Origin of the sequence: Alcaligenes sp. HNGD-HTN06, assembly GCF_049932565.1 — a bacterium.
Lineage (GTDB): Bacteria > Pseudomonadota > Gammaproteobacteria > Burkholderiales > Burkholderiaceae_B > Alcaligenes > Alcaligenes ammonioxydans.
In genome coordinates, this window is the sequence record NZ_CP187782.1 from 2370609 (window position 1) to 2392953 (window position 22345).

Annotated in this window: 15 protein-coding genes, 1 other RNA gene, 2 pseudogenes and 1 other annotated feature; of the genes and pseudogenes, 11 read left to right on the forward strand and 7 right to left on the reverse strand. The window is 52.9% G+C overall.

What is annotated here, in order from left to right; all coding sequences use genetic code 11:
- The 3 genes and pseudogenes from ACOZ42_RS10780 to ACOZ42_RS10790 all read right to left on the reverse strand — a co-directional run bounded on the left by ACOZ42_RS10780 (position 1) and on the right by ACOZ42_RS10790 (position 2333).
- Positions 1-849 (reverse strand): DMT family transporter, encoded by an 849-nt coding sequence (locus ACOZ42_RS10780; RefSeq protein ID WP_426345121.1) that lies wholly within the window; start codon positions 847-849, stop codon positions 1-3.
- Entirely contained in the window at positions 849-1508 is a 660-nt protein-coding gene (locus tag ACOZ42_RS10785; RefSeq protein WP_426345122.1) for a serine O-acetyltransferase, read from the reverse strand. Before ACOZ42_RS10785 ends, ACOZ42_RS10780 begins: the two co-directional genes overlap by 1 nt.
- A pseudogene (locus ACOZ42_RS10790) lies at positions 1501-2333 on the reverse strand (PLP-dependent cysteine synthase family protein). Before ACOZ42_RS10790 ends, ACOZ42_RS10785 begins: the two are co-directional and overlap by 8 nt.
- Before the next feature lie 233 nt (positions 2334-2566).
- On the opposite strand from ACOZ42_RS10790, the gene ACOZ42_RS10795 reads away from it, so the two are divergent.
- A complete protein-coding gene (locus ACOZ42_RS10795; RefSeq protein WP_426345123.1) occupies positions 2567-4030 on the forward strand; it encodes a PLP-dependent aminotransferase family protein in 1464 nt (487 codons plus the stop codon).
- A 412-nt stretch (positions 4031-4442) separates the two neighbouring features.
- Positions 4443-4805, forward strand: a pseudogene (locus tag ACOZ42_RS10800) (IS3 family transposase); the annotation flags it as partial.
- Positions 4719-4829 (forward strand) — a sequence feature (AL1L pseudoknot). (Overlaps the previous pseudogene by 87 nt.)
- Before the next feature lie 381 nt (positions 4830-5210).
- Here the strand turns inward: ACOZ42_RS10800 and ssrA are convergent.
- Positions 5211-5572: a transfer-messenger RNA gene (gene ssrA / locus ACOZ42_RS10805) on the reverse strand.
- Between the two features lie 144 nt (positions 5573-5716).
- Between ssrA and sstT the strand changes: the two genes are divergently transcribed.
- The 7 genes from sstT to ACOZ42_RS10840 all read left to right on the forward strand — a co-directional run bounded on the left by sstT (position 5717) and on the right by ACOZ42_RS10840 (position 12345).
- On the forward strand, positions 5717-6943 hold the full coding sequence (gene sstT, locus ACOZ42_RS10810) for a serine/threonine transporter SstT (RefSeq protein ID WP_240208549.1): 1227 nt from the start codon (positions 5717-5719) through the stop codon (positions 6941-6943).
- 160 nt (positions 6944-7103) lie between these two features.
- The gene (locus ACOZ42_RS10815; protein WP_240208548.1) at positions 7104-7736 is read left to right on the forward strand and encodes a LysE family translocator; all 633 of its coding nucleotides are present in this window, start codon (positions 7104-7106) and stop codon (positions 7734-7736) included.
- Positions 7737-7912: 176 nt separating this feature from the next.
- The gene (locus ACOZ42_RS10820; protein WP_003802946.1) at positions 7913-8416 is read left to right on the forward strand and encodes a nucleoside 2-deoxyribosyltransferase; all 504 of its coding nucleotides are present in this window, start codon (positions 7913-7915) and stop codon (positions 8414-8416) included.
- Between the two features lie 128 nt (positions 8417-8544).
- Positions 8545-9384 carry a MurR/RpiR family transcriptional regulator gene (locus tag ACOZ42_RS10825; RefSeq protein WP_336579289.1) on the forward strand — a complete coding sequence of 280 codons (840 nt, stop codon included), beginning with the start codon at positions 8545-8547 and terminating at the stop codon, positions 9382-9384.
- 200 nt (positions 9385-9584) lie between these two features.
- Complete coding sequence (locus ACOZ42_RS10830; protein ID WP_240208545.1) at positions 9585-9896, forward strand: DUF485 domain-containing protein; 312 nt, start codon at positions 9585-9587, stop codon at positions 9894-9896.
- Entirely contained in the window at positions 9893-11557 is a 1665-nt protein-coding gene (actP, locus tag ACOZ42_RS10835) for a cation/acetate symporter ActP (RefSeq protein WP_426345124.1), read from the forward strand. Before ACOZ42_RS10830 ends, actP begins: the two co-directional genes overlap by 4 nt.
- Before the next feature lie 125 nt (positions 11558-11682).
- On the forward strand, positions 11683-12345 hold the full coding sequence (locus ACOZ42_RS10840) for a response regulator transcription factor (protein ID WP_003802940.1): 663 nt from the start codon (positions 11683-11685) through the stop codon (positions 12343-12345).
- On the opposite strand, the gene ACOZ42_RS10845 is transcribed toward ACOZ42_RS10840, so the two are convergent.
- Complete coding sequence (locus tag ACOZ42_RS10845) at positions 12332-15775, reverse strand: hybrid sensor histidine kinase/response regulator (RefSeq protein ID WP_301605868.1); 3444 nt, start codon at positions 15773-15775, stop codon at positions 12332-12334. The two genes, ACOZ42_RS10840 and ACOZ42_RS10845, sit on opposite strands and share 14 nt — an antisense overlap.
- Before the next feature lie 456 nt (positions 15776-16231).
- Here ACOZ42_RS10845 and ACOZ42_RS10850 point away from each other — a divergent pair, with 456 nt between their 5' ends.
- Positions 16232-17941 carry a sulfate adenylyltransferase gene (locus tag ACOZ42_RS10850; protein ID WP_426345125.1) on the forward strand — a complete coding sequence of 570 codons (1710 nt, stop codon included), beginning with the start codon at positions 16232-16234 and terminating at the stop codon, positions 17939-17941.
- 243 nt (positions 17942-18184) lie between these two features.
- Here the strand turns inward: ACOZ42_RS10850 and speE are convergent, their stop codons facing one another.
- Positions 18185-19462, reverse strand: a complete 1278-nt coding sequence (gene speE / locus ACOZ42_RS10855; protein ID WP_336579286.1) for a polyamine aminopropyltransferase — start codon at positions 19460-19462, stop codon at positions 18185-18187.
- Positions 19463-19636: 174 nt separating this feature from the next.
- On the reverse strand, positions 19637-20641 hold the full coding sequence (locus tag ACOZ42_RS10860) for a sensor histidine kinase (RefSeq protein WP_230406176.1): 1005 nt from the start codon (positions 20639-20641) through the stop codon (positions 19637-19639).
- A gap of 935 nt (positions 20642-21576) precedes the next feature.
- Between ACOZ42_RS10860 and ACOZ42_RS10865 the strand changes: the two genes are divergently transcribed.
- Complete coding sequence (locus ACOZ42_RS10865) at positions 21577-22200, forward strand: helix-turn-helix domain-containing protein (RefSeq protein WP_240208544.1); 624 nt, start codon at positions 21577-21579, stop codon at positions 22198-22200.
- Positions 22201-22345 lie beyond the last annotated feature (145 nt).

Consider the following 22345-nt stretch of genomic DNA (forward strand, 5'->3'; position numbering starts at 1 on the left):
TTAACCTTCTTTTTTTACTAAAAAAATACCTGTCAATACAATAAAAATTCCAAACATTTCTTGTGCAGTTAATGTTTCATAAAAAATAAAATAAGATAAAATCGCTGAAATTACAGGCTGCATCAGAACGAGAACAGCAGCTAAGTTGACAGATATACCACCTAAAACATAGCTAAGACCGCCTTGCCCTAATATCTGAGAAAATATGGCCAAACCCAACAATGGCCACAAAGCTTCAAAATCATTAGGATAGGAAACTCCTTCCATGAGAAGGCTACTTATAAGAAGTACCACTATAGATCCGTATGCACTGTAATACATTACCTGAATAGCACTTGCCTTTTCTCTGACCTTATAAACAATAAGCAAAAAAATAGCATAGAAAATAGATGTAGCGAACGCTAACATATCACCATATAAGCTACCGTTCGATAAATCCCCCTTCCCTTCTATCAAAACCACTAACCCAATTAATGCAACCATCAAACTAATTAAAAAATTACGAGAAATTTTTTCTTTATAAATAAAATAAGCAGCCGGAACAATAGTAAATGGAACTAAGTTAGCCAATAAGTTTGCGTTAGCTACCGTTGTATAATGAAAAGAAATATTCCATAAAATTAAATCTCCTGCCAGGAACATACCAGCAACAAATATCAACGACTTATCTCTTATAGATAAATGATTTCCTTTTTCAAACTTAAGCAATGGATACAATATTGGAATGCTAAATAGAACCCTATAAAACCCAGTTGCAACAGGCCCCAAATCACTTAATTTTACAAATATCCCTCCGGTCGCCAGACATGAAACAAAAAAAATAGTTAAAAAAAACGAACGACTTTTCATTAATTTCTCAAAATTATTTTCTGCTCATTACTTTCCATTACTACTGAACAGTTATCAGGAATATCAGATCTAATTATAGAGTGAGGTGAAATTTTGACATTATTGCCAATACGGACCTTACCAAAAATTCGAGCAAACCCTCCAATTTCAACATTATTCCCAACAATAGGGTGGCGGCTTTTTTTTTCGTTAAATGCAATATGAGAAGAGCCTAAAATAACTTGCTGTAAAAAATAACAATTATCTCCAATAACGCAAGTTTCTCCAATTACGGTACCAACCCCGTGATCAATCACGAAACTATGACCTATACTGGCTGCTGGATGTATCTCAATCCCTGTTCTAACCTTAAAATATTCCGATATTTTTTTTGCTTCGATAACCTTTCCGTAATTAAATAAAATATAATTTGATATCCGGTATCCAATCACCGCATCAAATGACGAATAAGACAGCAAAAGAAATCTATAATCATTATTTGCAGATGGATTTTTCTCAAGAAACGCGTTCATATCCATAATTAACATTGAACATAAATCAAGAATTTCACTCCTTTTCAAATAATAAATACTATATCTACTTAACACCCCAACCACTTTTGAAAGAATTATCTCCTCATCTGAAATAGCAAGCATAGGCATATTTTTACATTTACTCATAGCCTATATAGCTCCTACCACTATCAGGGGCAACAGTAACAATAATCTTTCCTTTTTTATACTTTTTAGCCTCTTTAAGAGAAGCAAGAATATTTGCTCCTGATGACACACCTACAAAAATACCTTTATTTTTACTTAACCAACTCCTCAATTCCATTACCTCATTGAAATCAACATTTATCATATGATCAATAAGATTAAAATTTACTATTGGAGGAATAAAACCCACCGCTATAGCTTCAATCTTATGCGGAATAAAAATATTATTTTTAAAATCACATCCACTGGGTTGAACACCTATTACCTTTGTGTCCGAACTAATCCCTTTTAAATACCTACCCACTCCCATTAAAGTTCCGCCAGTTCCAATTCCAGCGACAAAGGATTAGCTGGATTAGAGAACTGATCTAGAGAAATATAATTATTATCAGAATTCAATATTTCTCTCGCCAGCCTAACATGCGACCCTGGCCCAGTATTGTGATCAGACAATATAATTTTAGCCCCATAACTTTCTAAATTTTTTATTTTCTCTTTACTGAAGTTATCAGGAATTACTAAATTAACTTTATACCCCAAAGCTATAGCGGCAATAGTAATTCCCAAACCAGTATTACCACCTGTCGGCTCCAGAATTATTTTGTCTTTCGTTAATAATTTTTTTTCTTGTGCATCTAATACCATATGCACTCCAGGTCTAGATTTAATACTCCCACCAGGATTGAACTCTTCTAACTTTACATAAACACCAGCTCTATCCGGATTAAATATATTTTCTATTTTTATAATTGGAGTATTTCCCACATAGTTTAGCAACTCAGTCATAGCCAGCCCTTAATACTTTTCTACCCAATCATTATTTAGATAAACATAATAAAAATGAATTTTTCCTAAACAGTTTTGTTTATATCCATCCACCTAAGATTAATCTAAATTTTTTAGTTGATATAGCAGCAGTGCTAGGCTATTGTTATGGTTACAGTTGACTATAGATAGACCGGAAGTCAAAAAAATGGCCGAGCGTGCCTATACAACCCTATATTTACAGGAAGTATTCTATGGATGAATCACTGTATTTGACGTTGAGTAATAAGCTAAACCAGGCGATTAGCTCAGGAACTTTTAAAGCCGGCTCAAGACTTCCGTCGGTAAGGCAAACCGCAAAAACTTACTCAGTTAGTGCCAACACTGTTGTTGCCGCATACCGCCATTTAGAAGACCAAGGACTGATACAGGCACGGCCACAATCAGGTTTTTATGTACGTGAACAAGTCCCTCGCCTTAAACAAACGTTTCCTATAGAAAGTGCCAGCGCACCTCCTACTCAAGGCGTATTGCAGCTAATTGAAACGACTTTTGCCACTCAACAAAATCCAGCTTTCACAAATATTTCTCTAGCCTGCCCAAAGCATGACTCTGAGTTTTATCCAAGTGAAAAGCTGAGTAGAATCATGAGTCAGATCGTCCGGCGCCAACACAATATGATTTGTGAGTACGCATTGCCACCTGGTAGCTTAAATTTACGACACCAGATAGCCAGACGGATGCTCGATGTTGGTGCTATTACTGATATCACCGAAATCACTATTACACACGGTTGTATAGATGCATTGCATTTGGCGCTCTTGGCAACCACCAAATCTGGTGATTGCGTTGCCCTAGAGTCCCCTACTTATTTTTATTTAATACCTTTATTAGCCACATTAGGATTGAATGTAATTGAAGTTCCCACGGATTCTGAGACCGGCTTAGACCTTACAGCTTTAGAGTTATTAATGAAGGACCATAAAATTCAGGCCATTGTCTGCATGCCTAATTTGCACAATCCTCTTGGTTGCAGCATGCCTCTCAAATCCAAGCAACAGTTGGCCAAATTAGTGAACAAATATCAGGTTCCTCTTATTGAAGATGGGCTGTATTGTGAACTTCATTTTGATCAGACCTTACCAGCGGTTAAGGCATTTGATTCCGATGGCTGGATTATTTTTTGCTCAAGTTTCACTAAAACCCTAGCCCCAGACTTCCGAATTGGTTGGATCTGCGCTGGACGCTTCAATCAAGAAGTACAGCGTCTTAAAAACCAGCTTTCAATGACCGAGTCTAGGTTACTGTGCGAGACCATCGCCTTATTTTTAGAATCTGGTGGCTACGATCATCATTTGCGAAAACTACGTAAACGCTACCAACAAAATATGGCTCAAGCACAATCGCTAATAGCGAACTATTTCCCTGCAGGAACCCGCACCACAAAACCACAAGGTGGATTTGTTTTCTGGGTAGAAATACCTGGAAATATAGATACCGTTGAGCTACATATCGAGATGCTTAAAGAAAATATTTGCCTTACTCCAGGCGCATTATATTCACCTAACTCTCGATATAACAACGCATTACGAATATCATGCTGCTATCCGTTTAATGAAAAATATCGTTTTTCTATTGAACGTGTCGGCGCTAAGGCATGTGCACTGACTGGCATATCTTCAAATCGAAATCATGAATCCATTCAACATAAGCCGTAGAAAGAGTTTTTATTCAAAACGTTATTCTTTGAATTTTAGCCACCTCTGGGCCGCTTCGTCTGAACAATAACTTTCTATCCGCAATTTTTTTCCTCGTCCACCTACTTAATGTCCGTTTATATCCCTGTGAGAACATAACTTCGCCCCATAATTGATACGTTATAACATAATGTTTATATAATGATGTGTACTTGGGATACAACCTACCATCAATCAGCAACGAGTCGTTATGACATAGGAGCAGTCAGACGCACTCTTAATCGCTGATGCCCTCCTAGACAAACTGCGGGAACATGTCCAAACGGCCCCAACGCAGGTTTATCGAGCGCTTAAGCCTTTGGAAACTTACGGGCTTTTCCATCGCATGAAATGAATCGCCCCAGGTTTAGAGTAGGCTCCAAGCGTCGAGGGAATGGGGCACGAACAAGCTCCCCCTGAAGTCCGTGAGCGTGTCGTGCGCTTGGTAAAGGAGCACACCGTGGTGAGTACCCGTCGCTGTGGGCGGGTGTTGAGTCTATTGCGCCGAAAATCGGTTGCGTACCGGCCGCTTTGCTCGATTAGGTCAAGCGCAGCGAGATCGACAGCGGCAGGCGTGATGGCATGACCAGCAGCGAACGCGAACGCAGGAAGGCATAGAGCGCGAAAACAGGGCGCTACGCCGGACCAACAAGTTATTGGAGTCGGCCAGCGCTTTTATTGACCAGGCGGCACTCGACCGCGAGCTCAAGAAGTAAATGCCTATATAGACCGACACCGGGGCGTCTACGGGGTCGAGCGCACTGAAAAACCAGGGCTGCCGTAGAATTGGCCACGCTGGACTGGCGACCAGCAGTTTCGGAAAGTGTGGGTATCAATTCTGAAAAAAGCAGATGGGCGTTACAGGTGCCCTTACCAAACCCGCCACACCTATGCTTCCATGATGCTGTCGGCGGGTGAGCACCCGTTGTGGGTGCTCAGTCAGATGGGCAGCAGTGACTGAACAATGATCGCCAGAATTTATGGAAGATGGATGCCGGACGCGGACATTGGGACAGAGTCCAGGGCCGAACAAGCATTCAGTCCCGCCATTGCTGGATCTGCTATTAAAAAGGTCATCTGATGATCGTGCCCAGCCCATGCTAAAACAGCCCCAAAAAGAAAAAACCAATGACCGCTAAGTCATTGGTTTTTCAGGATTTCTTGGTGGAGTCGGGGGGAATTGAACCCCCGTCCGCAAGCCGTCCACAGACAGTTCTACATGTGTAGTCAATTAACTTTAAGTTTTAACCTTGGATTATGCCAATTGACAGGCCTTTCCTTGGCGATCCACTAAGTTTTAGAACCGGACTTCGTGGCGCAGCCCGATTCGATTCTTTGTAAATAACACTGCTGTAGGTTGCCCTACCTAACCCAAAGACAAATTAGTGCAGTGGCCCAGCCTTAAGCGGCTAGAGCGAAACGCTCGTCGTTGGCGTTTGTAGTTTTCCAGTGGATTTACGAGCGTACTGGTGCTCGACACGCCCTGATCTGCTTCTTGACCCACGTCGAAGCCATGTCGACCCCATGTGGATTAGTAACCATACCACATTGGCTACAAATTGCATAGCCCAAAGTGCTAGAATAAACCTCTTTCGCGCTCTGGCTGAGTCCTCGCCAGGGCGTTTTTCACGTACCTCATCCCTCCCCTTTTGTCTGGAGTCGCTTTTCATGGCCCACCCCGCCCATCAAGCCAGAGGCCTACTAGGCTTTATCCTGCATGGCAGCCTTGTAACGCAAATTGTGATCGGTTTGATCGCCGGTATTTTGCTGGGGCGCTTTGCGCCGGACGCCGCGCACTCCATCGCCCTGCTCGGTCAGTTGTTTGTCTCTGCCTTGAAGTCGGTCGCGCCCATTTTGGTGTTCGTGCTGGTGATGTCCTCCATCGCCAATCAAAAGGTCCAGTCCTCTACCCGCATGGGTCCTATCCTGGTGCTGTATGTGTTGGGAACTTTTCTGGCCGCTCTGGTGGCCGTCATCGCCAGCTTCGCGTTTCCCGTCACGCTGAAACTGGATCTGGCCAACTCTACCTTGAACCCGCCCGGCAATATTATTGAAGTCTTGCTCGACCTGCTGACCAGCATTGTCGTGAACCCGGTCGATGCCCTGCTCAACGCCAACTACATGGGTATCCTGGCCTGGGCCATTGCGCTGGGCCTGGCCTTGAAGCACGGCTCCCAAGGCTCACGTGATTTGCTCACTGATATGGCCAATGCCGTCTCCTCCTTGGTGCGTCTGGTCATCCGCTTTGCGCCTTTGGGGATTTTTGGGCTGGTGGCGGTCACCATTGCAGAGTCCGGTTTTGAGGCGCTGCGCCAGTACGGCCTGCTGCTGATCGTGCTGGTGGGTTGCATGCTGGTTGTTGCCCTGATCATCAATCCCATCATCGTGTTTGCCAAACTGCGTCGCAACCCCTATCCACTGGTCTTTACCTGCCTGCGTGAAAGCGGGATCACCGCTTTTTTCACCCGCAGCTCCGCCGCCAATATTCCGGTGAACATGGCATTGTGCGAGCGCTTGGGCTTGCACAAGGACACGTACTCGGTCTCTATTCCGCTTGGTGCCACCATCAATATGGCCGGCGCAGCCGTCACCATTACCGTTCTGACCCTGGCTGCGGTACATACGCTGGAAATCCCCGCCGACCTGCCTACCGCGCTGTTGTTGAGCCTGGTGGCCACCATTGCCGCTTGCGGCGCCTCCGGTGTGGCTGGTGGCTCTTTGCTGCTGATTCCTCTGGCATGTAATATGTTCGGAATTTCCAATGATGTCGCCATGCAAGTGGTCGGAGTCGGGTTTGTGATTGGGGTGGTGCAGGACTCCGTAGAGACTGCCTTGAACTCATCTACCGACGTGCTGTTCACGGCTGCGGCAACGCTCGAACCAGGCCAGGCCTGATTGAATGAGGGCCTAATGCAACGGGGGCCAGCCATTCAGGCTGGCCTTTTTTATGCTTAACTCCTGCTGAACGACTGCATCCATTCAAAACCCGGCCCTGCTCCCGCGTGGCCCCTCTTACCGCCCACTTTTGTCGCCCGGTTCTTTTCAAGGAGTCTTTGTGGATTTAACCAGTCTCTCTCTGTATGTCGTTGCCGTGGCCGCTGTCACCGTCATGCCTGGGCCGACCATGCTGCTCGCCCTGAACAATGGCGCCCATGGCGGCAAACGCATTGCCGCCTGCGGAATTGCGGGTGCCGCGCTCTCGGATCTGATTCTGATCGCCGCGGTAGGCGGGGGGCTGGGCGCCCTGCTGCTGGCTTCCGAGCAGCTTTTCACGTTGGTGAAATGGGTTGGCGCCGGCTATCTGCTTTATCTGGCCTATGGTCTTTGGCATGCCCCTGTAAGCGCCGTCCCGTCGCAACCCTCCACAGAGAAAGTCCGTACGGGTCGGGCCGCCTTCCTGCGTTCTTTACTGGTGGCTCTGTCCAACCCCAAAGCCTTGCTGTTTTTTTCGGCCTTTTTACCCCAGTTCATCCGGCCTGAAAGCCCGATCGCCATTCAATACATTACGCTGGCATTGGTCACCGCCCTGATTGATATTGCCTTAATGAGTGTCTACGCCCTGGGAGGACATCACGCCATGCGCCTGCTCTCGGGCCAGGCCATGCGCTGGCTAAACCGAGGCTGTGCAGGCATGCTGGCCGGGCTGGGGCTTGCCCTTAGCGTGTACCGCCGCAGCGAATCCGATTGAGTCCTGGTGGCCGGAAAAACCTCTCGCCGATGTTCTGCTCCCACGGTTTGAATCGTATATCATCACGTAGATCATGACCGACACCACAGGGCCTCGTTGTGCCTCCGCTGCAGATCAGCGTCCGGGCCCACGCGGCCCCTGGTTGCCTGCCTTCCCAAAACCAACAAGGAGCCACGATGAAGCGTATCTATTTAGCGGGTCCTGATGTGTTTTTCAGCGACGCTGTCGAGCGTGCCAAACTGCACAAGCAACTGGTGCGAGACTTTGGTTTTCAGCCTCTGCACCCCGTTGATCAGGAAGAGATTGAGGCCTCTGCCATCTATCACCACAATATCCGCCTACTGGATCAGGCCGATGCAGTCGTGGCCAATATCACGGCGTTCAGGGGCGCGGAGATCGACACGGGCACGGCTTTTGAAATCGGCTACGCGGTAGCTCAGGGCCTGCCGGTATTCACATACCGCTCCACAGCCGATACGGTACTGGATCTGGTGCGCGAGCACTACAGCCCAGTCGTTCTGGACCCTGCCAGCCAGACCTGGCGCGACCGCAACGGCGCCCTGATCGAGGACTTCGGTCTGCCTGCGAACCTGATGGTCGCGATCAGCACGGAATTTGTGCATGGCTCCTTGAGCGATGCCTTGCTTGCCGCACAGGATTACTTCAAAGCCATCAGCTGACTTTCTATAGAACAAACTACCGGCTTACCTTGTGAATCAATGACACGCCGTCAAACAAGACGAACCCAACCCGCGGTTCCCTGCAGGCTCGTTTTTCGCAACTCCAAAACAGGGCCTCGCCCCACACCATGCCCGACAAGCGCCCACTCTCTTTTCTTGACCGCGTCCGCGCCATCCTTACTGATCTACCCGCCTCCGAGCGCCGTCTGGCCCAGTTCGCGCTGGATTTCCCCGGTGATCTGTCCAGTTATAACGCCTCGGAACTGGCCAGCCTGGCGCAAGTCTCCAACGCAACCGTCACGCGCCTCATTCGTCGCCTGGACTACGCCAACTACGAGGCGGCACGCAGGCAGATTCGCACGGAAAAAACCGATGACACTCTTCTCTCGCCGAGCCCCCAACTGTCTGTGGGTGAGGCAAGCCTGCAATCCCATTTGCAAGATGGCTACAACAAGCTGAGCAACACGTATCGTCATCTGTCCCATTCAGTCCTGCAAGAGGCCAGCCAGGCCATCCGTGGCGCACGACAAATCTGGGTACTGGGCTTGCAGGCAAACTACTTTCTGGCAGGGCATTTCTACTGGCATCTGTCCAAGCTCATGCCCGGGGTGCGGCTGATCCCGGGCGCCGGTCAGACGGTCTGCGAATACCTGGCGGACATTCAGCACCAGGATGTCGTGATAATTTTCAACCTGCATCCCCGAGCTGAGGGCATGCCAGCGCTCATGCTTCGCCTGGAAACACGCTGCGCAAACATCGTGCTGATCACCGACCAGGATTACAAGGAACGCCCCAAAAGCCGCTGGCCCCTGCCCTGTCAGCCCGGTTCTGAACAGACGCCTGACAATGCGCTGGCGGCGGCAAGCCTATCTCATCTGCTGTTGTCCGAGATCGCGAACGTATGCAACGCCCTTGATCGGGATGAGTCGAAACAAGCACCATCACCGGCCGAGACAGTATTTGAATGACACGGGCAGGGGCACCCAAGAAGTCGCCCAACGCGCCGCCCTGCCCCCCTCCTCTACGACCAAAGTCGCCTGTCGGGAAAAGCTGATTCGTTTTATACATGCTGTACACAGAGCGCCCTCACGCGCCCACTCTCTGTACGTCCTGTAGGTAGAGAGCCTCGATGCCAAGAATCATCAAACCCCATAAGGAGACACCAACCATGAATTCAGCCCATCCTGCCGTCACGGCAGTGACCCAACACCCGGCCTATCAAGAGCTGCTTCGAAAACGCAACCGCATGAGCCTGATCTTCTTTGGTCTGACCGTGATTGTGTACGCCGGCTTTATTCTGACACTGGCTTTTGACCCCGAGCTTTTCAGCCGTCCCGTCGGCTCCATGACAATGACGATTGGCGTGCTGAGCGCCGCCATTGTGCTGCTCAGCGCGGTTGTTCTGGTGTCCCTGTTCGTCTACATCTCCAACAAGGTCTATGACCCCTTGCTGGCGCAAATCATGAGGGACGTGACATGAGAACCTTACTCATGAGCTTGGGCCTGTTCAGCTTGGCCAGCAGCCATGCAATGGCCGCCTCGCCCGGTCAGGCCAATACCTCTGCCATTGTCATGTTCCTGATCTTCATTGCCGGGACCATGGCCATTACCTGGTGGGCCGCACGACGCACCCGCACCACATCAGACTTTTATACCGCGGGCGGTGGCCTGACCGGCTTTCAGAACGGACTGGCGATTGCCGGGGATTATCTGTCCGCCGCCTCTTTTCTGGGGATTGCGGGCATGGTGTACGTCAGCGGCTTTGACGGCATGATCTATGCCATCGGCTTTATGTTTGGCTGGCCGGTCGTCATGTTTCTGATTGCCGAGCGACTGCGCAATCTGGGCCGCTACAACTTTGCCGACGTGACCTCGTTTCGTCTGTCCCAAAATCCCATGCGCATTCTGGCGGCCAGCGCATCCTTGCTGATTATTGCCCTGTACCTGATCGCACAAATGGTGGGGGCTGGCAAACTGATCGTGCTGCTGTTCGGGCTGGACTACAACGTGGCGGTGGTCATTGTCGGTTCGCTGATGATGATTTACGTGACCTTTGGCGGCATGACCGCCACGACCTGGGTACAGATCATCAAGGCCGTACTGATGCTGGTTGGCGCCACTTTGATGACGGTTCTGGTGCTGGCTGCTTTCCATTGGGACGTGGATACCATGCTGGCGAAGGCCGTTGCCACTCACCCGACCGGCCATGCCATTCTGGAGCCGGGCGCGGCGGTCAGTCGCAACCCACTTAACGTGCTGTCCCTGGGCATTGCCTTGGCCTTTGGTACAGCCGGCCTGCCGCATATCCTGATGCGCTTTTTCACCGTGGCCGACGCCAAGGAAGCCCGTAAATCGGTGATTTATGCCAGCAGCTTCATTGGCTACTTCTACCTGCTGACCTTCATCATCGGCTTTGGCGCCATTGCCTTGCTGGTCAGACACCCCGAGTACTTCCATACCGGCCCTGACGGTTCCTTCAATATGTTGACCGACCTGATTGGCGGCACCAATATGGTCGCGGTCCACCTGGCCAATGCTGTCGGTGGCAACCTGCTGCTGGGCTTTCTGGCCGCCGTCACTTTCGCCACCATTGTCGCCGTGGTGGCCGGCCTGGCGCTGGCGGGCGCTGCCGCGATTTCGCATGACTTGTACGCCAACGTCATTGCCAAGGGACGAGCCACCGAGACAGACCAGATGCGCATTTCGCGCATCTCCACCGTGGTCTTGGGCGTACTGGCCATTTTGCTGGGCATCATTTTTGAAAACCAAAACGTGGCCTTTATGGTGGGGTTGGCCTTTGCGATTGCGGCCAGCGCCAACTTCCCGGTTCTGGTGTTGTCGATCGCCTGGCGTGGCTGCACCACCCGTGGTGCCACCATTGGCGGCTTTCTGGGGCTGGTCACCGCCACCGCATGGGTCGTTTTGAGCAGCACCGTCTGGGTAGATGTCTTCGGATTTGCCGAGCCTATCACCCCTTTCCCCAACCCAGGCATTTTGTCCATCCCGCTGGCCTTCTTCTCGATCTGGCTGTTCTCAACACTGGATAACAGCGCACGCGCAGTCAAAGAGCGCGCCGCGTTCGAGGCCCTGACCGTACGCAGTCAAACCGGTATTGGGGCTGCCAGCGCCAGCGCTCACTAAGGCTTTGACGCTGATTCAGTCAGCATGCAAGAAAAAACAGGGCATTTCGGTGCCCTGTTTTTACGGATACACAGCTCATCCGGGCGGGCATCCTTGCAGATACTTGAACATGGCATAATCCCCACATGAATGAACTGCTCATTGCGGACGATCACCCGCTATTTCGGGAAGCGTTACGAGGTGTCGTAGCCAGTCTGTTTCCCGGCACGGCCATCTACGAAGCGGATCGCATCTCCAATCTATATCCGCTGGTCGACGACCATCCTGACGCCGATTTGCTCTTGCTGGACCTGGATATACCTGGGGCAATCGGCTTCAGTGCACTGGTCCATTTGCGTGCGACCTACCCCTGCCTGCCCATCATTCTGGTCACGGCCCATGAAGAGGCCCGCTTCATGCGCCGCGCCATGGATCACGGCGCCATGGGCTTCATTCCCAAATCCATTGATGCGCAAACGCTGGGTATCGCCCTGCAAGTCGTTCTGGATGGCGGCACCTGGCTGCCGGAAATCGGTTCTTCCGCCCCCGGCATCAGCCTGGACGAGCGTGAAGTCGCCGCGAAGTTGCGCGAGCTGACCCCTCAGCAATTTCGCGTACTGCAAATGCTCAGCACCGGGCAACTGAACAAGCAGATTGCCTACGAGCTCAATGTCTCGGAGGCCACCATCAAGGCACACATGACGGCCATTTTGCGCAAGCTGGGTGCTTCCAATCGCACCCAGGCCGTCTTGATGGCCAGCCATCTTGGCCTGAACCAGGACGAATCCCAGGACGCTAATACGTTTTAATTTGCGCGGTCAAAAAAGCTCGCAGCGAAGCGGGCTTTACCGGCTTGGTCAACACCAGATAGCCATATTGTCGAGCTGCTGCTTTCAGCTCATCACTCCCATCCGCCGTCAACAACGCGCCTTGCGCATGAGGCAAATGCAGGCGCAACAATTGCAGTGCCTGCAAACCGTCCAGCCGATCATGCAAGTGATAATCCACCAGCAAGACATCGGGGTTCAAGGAAATGGTCTCCAAAGCACGATCTACCGTATTGGCGGTAATGATTTGCGCTCCCCAGCGGCCCAGCAGCACTTCCATACCCGCGATAATATCCAGATCATTGTCCAGACACAGCACTCGCAAGCCCTTTAACGGCAAGCCATCGGCAGGCTTGCTGGAATCGTTACTTGGGTGACTGCTGGCTTGCGTCGCGTGGCTCAAGGGAACGCGAATGGAGAACATGCTGCCGCGCCCCACCTCGGATCGCACATCCAGCGTGTGCCCCAGCAAGACCGCAATACGCTGGCAAATGGACAGGCCCAATCCCAGGCCCCGGCCATCCCAGTCGAAGGCTTGCTCGTAACGATGGAACTCCGCATAAATCTGCTGAATATGATGCGGCGGAATGCCCTGGCCTGAATCCCAGACCTGGAACTCCAGCTCTTCGCCCCGAACCCGCACGCCAAACACCACCCGGCCTTCCTGTGTGTAGCGCAAGGCATTGGCCAGAAAATTCTGCAGCACCCGCCGCAGCAGGCGATGATCGCTATACACCGACAAAGGACGGGCGTGAATCCGCAATTGAATGCCGCGCCGAGCCGCCATGGGCGCATATTGATCCGCCAGATGCTGCAACAAGTGCTGAACATTGATCACCCCCAGATCGGGCTTCAAGGCTCCGGCATCCAGACGGGAAATATCCAGCAGACCCTCCAGCAATTCCTCCGCGGTACGCAAAGATGTATCGACGCGCTCGGCCAGATTGGGCATTTCGGCAAGATCGTGTGTATCGCGCAAGGCCGAAGCAAACAGACGTGCGGCGTTAATCGGTTGCAGGACATCGTGGCTGACAGCCGTCAAGAAACGGGTTCGGGACTCCTGAGCTTTTTCCGCCTCTTGCGTACGCACGGCGACGCGCTGCTCCAGACTGTCATTCATCTCCCGCAACTCACGCTCGACCCGCTTGTAATGGGTGATGTCGCTATAGCTGGTGACATAGCCGCCGCCGGGCAGGGGCCGGCCTCGCAGTTCGATCACTTGCCGGTCATTGAGCATGCGTTGGGTCACATAAGAGGAACCCTCGCGCATAAACTGAATCCGGCGAGCAATGGCCTGTTCCACCCCGATGCTCTCTACGCCATCGACCTTGCCCCGTTCGGCATTAAAGCGAATCAGGTCGGCCACGGACCGTCCCACATACAACATACTGGGCGGGTAATCGAATAACTGCTGGTAGCGCTGGTTCCAGGCGACCAGACGCATATCTGCATCGACCACACTGACGCCCTGATCAATATTTTCCAGCGTCGCCAACAAGATATCCCGATTAAAACGCAACTCCTGACCGGCCTCATCCAGCACGGCCATGATAGCGGCCACCTCCATGCCTGAACCGCGCAAGGCACTGGTCAAAACCAGACGAGCCGAGGCCGCCCCCACCGCTGCCGCCAACAACAGTTCCGTGAAATGCACCCAGGCGCTATCTGCCCGCAGTCCCGGCTCCAGCGGCTGTTTCATTTGCCGTGCCTGGGTCTCAAACGCCCGCCTTGCCATTTTTTTACCAACAATCCGTTCAGCCAACACCTGCAGATCCTGCACCGACAAATCCCCATAAGCATGACGAGCTGCCAGGGTTTGCCGCTCCGCATAGGGATTCAGGAAAGGCTCGGCGCGCAGGCGCTCGCCCAGGCTCGGCCGCCGGCGCCAGGACACCCACAAGAATGCGCTGATATTGCATAGCAGAGACCAGAAAGTGCCGTGGGTTAAGGGGTCCCACCCTTCAACGCCAAACAGATGATAAGGTCGTAGCCAGGCCAATCCCCAGGGCCCCTGGTGCAGCCAGTCATCCGCCAACCATCCCACCTCGGCCAAGGTAGGCAACAGCAAGGTATAGACCCAGATGGCAAAGCCCAGCAAAAGCCCCGCCTCCACGCCCTGTCGGCTGGCTCCTCGCCAATACAGCCCTCCTATCAGGCCAGGCCCGAACTGGGCGACCGCCACAAACGCCATCAAGCCATAGGCCGCCAAGGTCGTATCGCTGCCGCTAAGCATGTAATAGCCGTAAGCCACGCCGGCCAGCACCATAATGGCGACACGCCGAATCCAAAGAACCGTAGAAGCCACTGTGCTTTGCTGATACTGCGCCCAGCCACGACGCAGCAGCAAGGGCATCACCAGATCATTGCTCACCATGGTCGAGAGCGCCACACTGGTCACAATGACCATGCCTGTCGCCGCCGAGAAACCACCGATATACACCATCAGGGCCAGTCCCACCTGGTTTTGCGACAAGGGCAAGGCGAGCACAAAACTATCCGGCGCCACCCCCTGGGCTCCAGTACCAAACAAGCTGACCCCGGCCGCGGCAATCGGCAAGACCATAAGACTGACCACGATCAGGTAGGCTCCAAACAGCCAGCGTGCGCGCCGTATGTCCACCACGTCTCCACACTCCACAATAGCCACATGGAACTGCCGGGGCAGGCAAATGATCGCCGCAAATGCCAACAGGGTTTGACCGACGAATCCCACCGGTGGACTGTTTTCGAACAAGGTGCTGACCGCCCCCACCATATCGAGCTCCGTGTGGGCAAACCAGCGCACCGCAAACAGGCCTACCGCGAGCAAAGCCACCAGTTTGACCACCGACTCAAACGCCACGGCCAGCATCAGACCCGGTCTGTGCTCGGTGGCATCGACTTGCCGCGTTCCGAACAAAATGGAAAACAGGGCCATCAGGATCGCCACGTACAGGGCCGGGTCGCCCAACAGGCCTGCATGAAACTCGGTCCCGGCCAGCACGCTCAGACTTAGGGCCACCGCCTTGTACTGCAGGGCCAAGTACGGCACGGCCGCCACCACGGCAATACCTGCCACCATCGCCGCCAGACGTTGAGAGCGTCCGTAACGACTGGCCATAAAGTCCGCAATGGACACGGTATTTTGGGATTGGGCGACCAGCGCCAGACGTTCGATGATTCGCCAGCCAAACAGCAGCATCAATATCGGGCCCAGATAAATAGGCAGAAAACCGATGCCGTACCGGACCGCCGACCCTACCGCGCCGTAAAACGTCCACGAGGAACAGTACACCGCCAAAGCCAGGCTATAGACCATGGGCCGCAGCCAGGGGCGCTGGGTATACAAGGGGTTTCTATCCCCGAACCAGGCAATCGCAAACAAAATCGCAGCGTAAATCAAGGAAGCCAACACCACCCAAGCCGGCGTCATCTGCACTGTCTCCTACTTTGGTATAACGCGATGATTTTTCTCGCGATTGTGAGTAATACTAAGGCAGTTCCGGCGGGATCTGGTCATGGAAAGCTAGGGCTTATCACCTATACCCAATTTGATTTTCAAGACGGTTCTCCTGGGGCAAGCAGCAGCATCATGAGCCATGGGTAACGATCACCCCACCGGCCAAGCAGCCCGGCACGATGCCTGTTTCCTTGTCGTCATGCCGTATCAAACGACCGCAACACAACGATGCGCATACGGCATGCAAACCAGCGCGGCATCACCTGTTCGGACGAGGATTTTTCGTTCGACATCCCAAGAAGAAATAGAGCATTTGCAATCCAGGGGCCTGTCCCGCGGCCTGCAACTCATCTATCACTGGCAAACGAAAACGCCCCGACAAAAAAACTATCTCTCATCGTCACCGCGGGGCACCTTAAAGGAGGCAATATGAACCATTCCACATTGAATTTTGATCGCTACCCACAGCAACCGCACGGTGGAACGCTGGTCAACCAGGTCGTCCCGCAAGATCGCGTCAAGAACGAGATTGAACGTGCGCGCTCCCTGCCCAGCATCCGCGTGGATCTGGAGGCGGTGATCACCATAGAGATGATCGCCACGGGTGTGCTGTCCCCCAACAAAGGCTTCATGAACGAGGCCGACTACAACTCCGTGCTCAAAGAGGGTCGTTTGAGTAATGGTGTGGTGTGGCCTGTGCCGCTGAGCTTCGCCCCGATTGGCGATCGCAACCGCGACATTATTAAAAGACTTTCGGTCAGCTCTGAAGTGGCGCTGACCAATAGCGACAACGAGCCGGTAGCCATCCTGAGCGTAGAGGACATCTTCTCCTACGACAAAGAGCAACGCGCCCAGCAACTGTTTGGCACCACGGACAGAAACCATCCCGGCGTGGACTCCATTTACCGGCGCATGGGCGACGTGTCCCTGGGTGGCACCTTGCACCTGCTGCAGCGTGTGGACTGGGGGCCGTTCGAGAAGCTGCGGCGCGAACCCAAAGACACCTGGCGCCTGTTCTACGAAGACAAGAAATTCAATTCCGTGGCCGGATTTATCACCGGCGCGAACCCGCTGCACCGGGGCCATGAATACATACACCGCAATGCGCTGGAAGGGATTGATGGCCTGTTCCTGCAGCCATTGGTGGAAATGGCCAAGCGTGAGTACGTGCGCCATGAGTTCCGCATGATGGCCTACCGGAATGTGCTGGATACCTACTATCCCAAAGACCGCGCCATCCTCTCGCCGCTGCGCGTCACCTATATTTTTGCCGGTCCGCGCGAAACCATTTTGCATGCCCTGATCATGAAGAACTATGGGTGTACGCATGCGCTGATTGGCCGCGATCACGCCGGCATTGGCAGCTACTACGACAAGTACGCCAGCCACAGCATTTTTGACCAGTTCAGTCCGCAGGAAATGGGCATTGATGTGCGTCTGTTTCACGAGGTGTTCTATTGCACGCGCTGCGCCTGCCACGCCACTTCCGAAACCTGTCCACATGACGAGCGCTTCAGACTGACCATCTCCGGCACCGGCATTCGCGAGATGCTGCGTCACGGCATCATGCCGCCCAAAGAGATCTGCCGCCCCGAATCCATCTTGCCCGCCATGCAGGGTGTTCAACCCAAAGGGCTATGCGAACAAGGGGAAGCCATCCAGCCCGTGGGCAAGCTGATCCAGAGCATGTTTCCCTACTACACGCACTATACGCGTCTGGGCGGGGCCAAGCGCAGCGAACCCCTGGACCCGACCCAACTGACGGTGCGCGATCTGGAAATAGCCAACCACGATGTGCGGCATCACGCTGCCGATATCTACAACGGGGTGTACACCGAATACAGTGCCGTCATGGATCACAACCGCAGCATGCAGGCCGCCTGGATTGAGGACGCACGCGCTGCCCTGCGCCTGCAACAGGAACGTCTGATCGGCGACCTGGAAGAAAAACAGCAGCAGGCGCCGGAGGAAGCCTCGGACGAATTCATGTACCAGGATAAACACGAAGTCGTGCGGGAGCTGCATTCCGCCCGCAGCCTGCTCGATGATATTCCGGCGGTGATCTCTGCCAAGCAGCTCAGCATACGTACCTGGAACGTACTGCCCTATCAGCGCTATCGTGGCGCCGATAAAGAATAGGACCGTCTGCGTCCCATACACGGCTTTGCACGGATGCCAGCCCGGCCAAACACCCCAGAAAAACCCGGGCACAGCCTGCCCGGTCAGAGGGTGCCCATCCCGTGACGAAGCGTTCAAGGACTTGGGTCGGTTCAACGCAGGTGTATTGCCGGCACAAAAAAAATCCCCTGATCGACACACGATCAGGGGTTTTTTCCATTGCAGAGTTTGCCCGTCGTCAGACCCTAACGGTACAGAACCGTCTTAGCAGACCTCTTCCAGCTTGACTTCATTGACCGGCACCAGACGGCGGTAGAACGTTGGCAGTGCAAACAAGGCGCCATGCACATCGGCATTGTAAAACTGCAGCGAATCCTGATTATCGCGGCTCATGCGCTGCTGTAGACGATCCTGGATCTGCTCGGCAGAGAAAGCACGAGGGTTCAGTTCGTCAGATGCAATCGCCAGCCCCCAGTACGAGCCGTAAAGCGGAATATGCAGACCATAAGCATGAACCTGAGCAAATACGCTGGCGAGCGAGTGGCTCAGGTCTTGGACCTGCTGGCTTTCATGGAACGGCGATCCCAGATGCAGTACCAAGGCTCCACCACTGGCCAACGCACCTTTGCAGGACTCAAAGAATGCTGTTGTGTACAAGGGGCCTGCCGGTGTTTCCGGATCGGTCAGATCCAGATAGATCAGATCAAACCGGTCCTGGGTATTAGCCAAGAACTGAGCGCCGTCTTCAATCTGAATCCGTACCCGCGGGTTGTCAAACGCCCCCTTGTGAATGGACTGCAGGTGCTCACGAGCCACCTCGATCACCTCGCCATCCAGCTCCACCAAAGAGACATGCTCCAGGCTGGGGTATTTCAGCAGCTCTTCCAATGCGCCGCCATCACCGCCACCCACGATCAGGGCGCGACGGGGTTCAGGATGTGCCATGGCGGCCGGGTGGATCAGGCCCTCATGGTAGAAAAATTCCTCGGCCTCGGACGTCATCATGCAGCCATCCAGACGCAAGGTAGTACCCAGGGTTTCGGAACGCAGCAGCTCCAGGCGCTGAAAGGCGGTCTGGCGCTCGAGCAGGCGCTCGGTAAAGCGAAAGCCATACAGGGCGTCTTTGTTCAGGTTTTCAGTCAGCAGCTCGCCCGCATGAGCCGGGCCATCCGCTTCACCACGCCACAAACGGTTGCGCTGTGCTTGGCCTGGCTTGAAAGCCTGTTCAATCCCGTTAATTAGACGGGTCGCCTTGCCGGAGTTGTCCTGCATGAAGTTGCAGACATAAACGTCCAGCGTCACGCCACCCCGCTCGGGCCAGGTATGAATGGCCAAATGAGACTCGGCCAGCAACAGGACGCCGGTTACTCCGCCGGGCTGCCCCTCGAAATCGGGAAATGCCTGCCACTCCTCACCCACGATCGTCAGCCCAGCATCAACAGTTTGCTGGCGGCAAAAATCAGCCAGTTTCTGGGCATCGATCAGCAGCTCGGGGCTGCATGCACATTGGTAAAGGTCTGCGGTCAAGTGCAAGCCTTGCATAATCGTGTGCTCCTTTAACGGATTTTGCGCTCCCTACCAACGAGATGACCGCAACGTAAAAACTGTAAAGCGAGGTGCACCTGGAATGGCGATCACCTCGCTTCATCGAAAAGAGCGCAAATTGTACCTTATATCAAACTTAAATATATGAAAATAACCCTATTTTAGAGAAGATTAAGGTATATACGCTGCGGAAGGCAGCAGAACCAACTCCATGACCAAATGAGCCCCGGGACCGGGGCGCTCCTTGAAATAGACTCGGCCACCATGATGCCGCAGCACTGATCGCAAGATAGACAGGCCGAGCCCACTGCCTTGCACCTGCTGACCGGGTAGACGAAAGAACTTGTCAAAGACCTTCTCTTTATAAAGTGGGTCAATGCCCGGCCCCTGGTCCAGCACTTCAATACAGGCCCATCCGGGTTCTCCAACTTGCAAACGCACGGTCACCATCGTATCGGGGGCGGAATACTTAAGCGCGTTCTCCAGGGCATTGCGCAAACCCACCTGCAAAGGAACCATATCCACACGAGCCCATAAGCCATGCGAAGGCAGCTCCAGACGCAGGCGGTGGCGCTGATCGTGAAAAGCACGCAGACTCAAACGCAACACGGCCCGTAAATCTGCTTCGCGCCACTCTTTGCCGTCGCCTGCCTCATACTCCAGACGGTTCAGGCGCGCCAGATCATTAAGCAGCACATCCACACCGCGAACTTTTTCATGTAATTGTGTGTAAATTTTGTTGGTTCGCGCCGTGGGCGGAGTTTCCAGCTGCAGCAACTGGATATAGCCGCTAATGGCGGCCAAGGGAGAGCGTATTTCATGGGCTGCCACCGCAAAACAGTCCGCACGCTCCCGCTCCTGCTGCACTTTGGCACTGACATCGCGAATCATCAGCAAGGTAGCCTTATCCGGCGCAGGCGCGGCGTAAGCATGAAACTCCAAGGCCCGTACCTGCTCCCCTTCCCCGTCTTGATGAAGATAAAAAAAAGGATTCTGAATCCGTTGAATTACCCGGCTAATGCCGGGCAACAGATAGGTCAAGTCCACCCGCAAACTTTTTTCCAGTCCCTGAAAAAAATCGAACAAGTCAGAGACCCCCTTTTTGATATCCGCCTGATCGAGCAAATCGCGCATGGCCCGATTGCTACCTTCTATATGTCCACAGGAGTCAAACATAATGACCGCGTCGGGCAAGGCATCGAGCATCTGTTCAGAGCGGCGTACTCTTGTATAAGCAAGCCGGGGCCGTACGGGTACCGCCGTTTTGCTAAACGAGCGTTGCCCGATCAAAAAACTCGCAAATAGTGTGAGCAACAATCCAATCCCCTATTTCCGTCCCAAAACAAGCACTGCGCCTGCCTCAGTGCATTTGTCATCACCATGCAGCAAAAAAGCAGGTCCAAGCCAGGAGCCAGACATTTTTTCGATGGGATGAGTGACATGCCGATGCTTTCGTGTCGGCTAAGGTGAAATTAACGATTAAGCGCCTAATAACTTTAATTTATGACAATTAAGCGCGACGATGGGAAAGGTATCTGTATTTTTAAAAATATCGGCACCAGACGAACCCGTCCTACTGCTCAGAAACGTAAACAGCCGTACCATAAGGCGCATAAAATTTCTTTGAGAAAAACAGCAGTCTTGGACAAAATATCGCCCTATTTATTTCATAAACACTGATTAGAATCAAGGTTAGCATCCAAAATAAATGCTAGGGTGCTAACACCCTTTCGGGCTGCTCTCCTGCGGCCAGCTACGCGCTGGAACCCAAGCACGACGTCACACTCCAAGTGTGTTCAGCGGCCCACACTGGGTTCGTCCGGTAACACGACAGCGCAAGGGTTACGCGTAAAATCAGCAAGGCGAGTCCAGGTTCACAGACCCGCCAGATTGAAGTGGCTCCCTGAAGAAGCATGAACATCTGAAAAACGGAGATATTAGAAGCGTGTGTGTCGAATACTCTGCCTATCACTTGGCATGAACAGGCCCCTTATCATTGCCATTATTAGTATTTTTCTACTTACTAATATCGTCTCTACACTCTGCACTGCTACATCGGGGCGCATTGACTGGACTGCCCCGGTCTGGCCTGCTTTCAATTATTTGACTCCATGAACGACGCCGTTTACTCCACTCGGCAGGCTGCTGATTTACTGGGTGTGTCTGTACGCACCGTACAACTTTGGGTAGAAGCCGGGACCCTGAAGGCCTGGAAAACCCAAGGCGGGCACCGACGCATTGACCGTGCGTCCGTACAAGCCGTCTTGCAAGAGCGACAGGGGCACACCGGGGTGCAAGCCGCCGAACCCCCACTCTCCCCCGATGCACCCGCTTGCAGCGGTGAGCCGTGCTTGCGTGTGCTGGTCGTTGAAGACGACCCGGATTTGCTGGCGATTTACCGTATGGCTATGGAGCATCTGCCCTTTCCGATCGAACTACGTTGTGAGCAAGACGGACTAAAGGGTCTGATCGCCGCCGGCAACTTTCATCCCGATGTTCTGATTGTGGATTTGAATCTGCCCAAGCTCGATGGGTTTGCCATGCTCAAAGCCCTGGCAGACGCTCGTGAAACCGAACACACCCAGATCTATGTCATTTCCGCTTTGAGTGCGGCTGACATCCATGCCCGCGGGGGTCTGCCCAGCAACGCGACCGCTTTGTCCAAGCCCATCCCTATTGCCTTGCTGCTGCAGCTGCTCAGCGAAGCCTTCCACGCCCAGTATCTGCCATCCTGACCGCACGCCCTTCCCGGCACCCACATGGATCATTTATTTCAATTTATATCGTTTTATGGTGAAAAACCTCATTTAATTATCATTTTTTTATTTTTTGACATAGAAAATGATTCAAATGATACTATTCACGAAAAAACGCAACAAG

Coding starts and splice junctions, on each gene's coding strand:
- ACOZ42_RS10780 (WP_426345121.1), bottom strand. CDS start 849: ATGAAAAGTCGTTCGTTTTTTTTAACTATTTTTTTTGTTTCATGTCTG.
- ACOZ42_RS10785 (WP_426345122.1), bottom strand. CDS start 1,508: ATGAGTAAATGTAAAAATATGCCTATGCTTGCTATTTCAGATGAGGAG.
- ACOZ42_RS10795 (WP_426345123.1), top strand. CDS start 2,567: ATGGATGAATCACTGTATTTGACGTTGAGTAATAAGCTAAACCAGGCG.
- sstT (WP_240208549.1), top strand. CDS start 5,717: ATGGCCCACCCCGCCCATCAAGCCAGAGGCCTACTAGGCTTTATCCTG.
- ACOZ42_RS10820 (WP_003802946.1), top strand. CDS start 7,913: ATGAAGCGTATCTATTTAGCGGGTCCTGATGTGTTTTTCAGCGACGCT.
- ACOZ42_RS10825 (WP_336579289.1), top strand. CDS start 8,545: ATGCCCGACAAGCGCCCACTCTCTTTTCTTGACCGCGTCCGCGCCATC.
- ACOZ42_RS10830 (WP_240208545.1), top strand. CDS start 9,585: ATGAATTCAGCCCATCCTGCCGTCACGGCAGTGACCCAACACCCGGCC.
- actP (WP_426345124.1), top strand. CDS start 9,893: ATGAGAACCTTACTCATGAGCTTGGGCCTGTTCAGCTTGGCCAGCAGC.
- ACOZ42_RS10840 (WP_003802940.1), top strand. CDS start 11,683: ATGAATGAACTGCTCATTGCGGACGATCACCCGCTATTTCGGGAAGCG.
- ACOZ42_RS10845 (WP_301605868.1), bottom strand. CDS start 15,775: ATGACGCCGGCTTGGGTGGTGTTGGCTTCCTTGATTTACGCTGCGATT.
- ACOZ42_RS10850 (WP_426345125.1), top strand. CDS start 16,232: ATGAACCATTCCACATTGAATTTTGATCGCTACCCACAGCAACCGCAC.
- speE (WP_336579286.1), bottom strand. CDS start 19,462: ATGCAAGGCTTGCACTTGACCGCAGACCTTTACCAATGTGCATGCAGC.
- ACOZ42_RS10860 (WP_230406176.1), bottom strand. CDS start 20,641: ATGTTTGACTCCTGTGGACATATAGAAGGTAGCAATCGGGCCATGCGC.
- ACOZ42_RS10865 (WP_240208544.1), top strand. CDS start 21,577: ATGAACGACGCCGTTTACTCCACTCGGCAGGCTGCTGATTTACTGGGT.